This is a genomic window from Leptotrichia sp. OH3620_COT-345 (assembly GCF_003932895.1).
GTDB lineage: Bacteria > Fusobacteriota > Fusobacteriia > Fusobacteriales > Leptotrichiaceae > Pseudoleptotrichia.
Window position 1 is genome coordinate 1 of sequence record NZ_RQYW01000181.1, and the last position, 287, is coordinate 287.

At 40.1% G+C, this 287-nt stretch carries 1 protein-coding gene; it reads left to right on the forward strand.

The genetic code is table 11. From position 1 onward, the window contains the following. Positions 1 to 18: 18 nt before the first annotated feature. On the forward strand, positions 19 to 287 hold a 269-nt coding region (locus EII29_RS11730; protein WP_148096449.1), incomplete at its 3' end, for a hypothetical protein.

A 287-nucleotide genomic window follows, 5' to 3' on the forward strand; every position in this document is an offset into this window, starting at 1 on the left:
ACAACAGGAAATTTACATATGAAAGACGGGGACTTAGTAGGCATAGATGTATCACAGGGACATATAGGGATAGGAGAAAGAGGAGTAGATGCATTAAGCTTAAGTGACCTTGAACTGTTAAGTAAGACAATAGACATAGCGGGCATAATAAAGGCGTCAAAAGAGACAAGAGTACTCATATCATCAGGGGGACAGAGGTATGAGTATAGGACAAAGGAAGTAAAAAGTAAAGGAGAGACATATAAAGGGATAGCCGTAGATGGAAAAGCTGCAGGAAGTATGTATGC